Origin of the sequence: Bifidobacterium amazonense, from assembly GCF_018555435.2 — a bacterium.
In the GTDB taxonomy this organism is placed as follows: Bacteria; Actinomycetota; Actinomycetes; order Actinomycetales; family Bifidobacteriaceae; genus Bifidobacterium; species Bifidobacterium amazonense.
This window is the reverse complement of the sequence record NZ_JAFEJT020000128.1, coordinates 1-1,472: the sequence shown is the minus strand read 5'-3', so window position 1 is coordinate 1,472 and position 1,472 is coordinate 1. Positions and strand designations below refer to the sequence as shown.

General features: G+C 66.4%; 1 protein-coding gene. It reads right to left on the bottom strand.

Annotated features, from left to right (window positions below; translation table 11 throughout):
• Window positions 1-69: 69 nt before the first annotated feature.
• On the bottom strand, window positions 70-1,362 hold the full coding sequence (locus JS533_RS13620; RefSeq protein WP_236037015.1) for an integrase catalytic domain-containing protein: 1,293 nt from the start codon (window positions 1,360-1,362) through the stop codon (window positions 70-72).
• Between the last annotated feature and the right edge of the window lie 110 nt (window positions 1,363-1,472).

The window sequence follows — 1,472 nt, the reverse complement described above, 5'->3', positions numbered from 1 at the left end:
GCGAGGTGCCTCATTTGAAAATGAGCGCGTAATCCGGAGTGGTGCCTCACCTGTGGTGAGCGTGAAATCCTAGTCCGCGTCGGCTTGTGGGGTTTCGTCGTCTTCCGGTTCGACGCCCGCGATCCGGGCGAGCGTCTTGTTCAAGTATGCCATGTCCGGGCCCATGCGTCTGGCCAGCCGCGCGGTGCGCGGTGCCGCCAGTGCTTCGAGCCGGTCCTGGATGTCGTGGATGCGGCGGACGAGCTCGGCCGGGTTCACGGTCGCGAGCGTGTGTTCGATCTCCTCTCGCTTGTCGTCGGGTATGAAGCCGGGGCCGCCGGCGGCCCTGTCCGCCTCGTCGAACTCCTTGAGCCGCTCCCACGGGGTGCGTGGTGCGTCGTAGACGCGGCGGGGACGGCCGTCCCGGGTGCTTTCGCGCGCGACCGGCTTCTTGGACGGGGTGAACAGGTTGGCCTTGACGCGCACCAGCTCCCATAGCTCGTTGAGCAGGCCGAGCTCATCGACGGTGTACCGGTAGTAGAACGCGTGGCGGCGCACGACGTGGTTGTTGCGGGACTCGACGGTGGCCTGGTCGTTCTTCCTGTAGGGGCGGGAGCGGGTCTGCTCGATGTCGCGCTCCTGCAGCCAGGCGATCAGGTCGCGGTTGATGAACTCGCTGCCGTTGTCCGTGTCGTAGGAGCGGATGCGGAACGGCAGACGGGCCTCGACCAGCGCCTCGGCCTTGGAGAGGTTCGCGAACGCGTTGTTGCGGCACGACGCGTTCTCGGTCCATCCGGTGGCGACGTCGACCACGGTCAGGGTGCGGCAGAACTCGCCCCTGACGCTCGGCCCGCAGTGGGCCACGGTGTCGGCCTCGACGTTGCCGGGCAGGCCGTCCAGCTCGTCGCCGGCCTTCCTGATCGTGATCGAGTTGCGCAGCAGCTCCCCGGCGGGCCGGGTAGTGGAGATGCCTCTGGGCCGTGCCGCGTCGCGCGTCTTTTTGAGGTACCGGTCCATCGTGGCCGCGCTCATCCGCTCCAGCTCGCGGAACGCGAAACCGTCCCAGTCGGCGAGCTCGCCGTGCGCGCGCAGCATGGGCATCCACAGGGGCAGCATCGCCTTGAGGTACTTCGCGCACGGCGCATCCATCATCAGCCACACCTGGACCAGCAGCTCGCGCGACTGCTCCGAATACCGCTTCGGCCGCTCCGCGGGCGACATCGACGGCCTGCCGCGCCCGGCTTCCGTGAGTCTGCGTCTCGCGGTGCTCCTGCCGATTCCCAGCACGGAGCACATCTCATCGAGGATGCGTCCCTTGTCCTTCTTCGACGCCTTCATGTATTCATCCCTGAATCTCAGGGTGACCTGCCGCTTCGTCGCCATGCTGATCCTGTCTTCCATAAGACAAGCCAAACAGGACCGATACCGTTCGCGCTCATTCCCGATGAGGCACCACCACACCCTACGCGCTCAAAAAACGTGAGGCACGTCGC

Excerpts from the sequence above, each read along its gene's own strand:
- JS533_RS13620 (WP_236037015.1), bottom strand. The coding sequence starts at position 1,362 with ATGGCGACGAAGCGGCAGGTCACCCTGAGATTCAGGGATGAATACATG.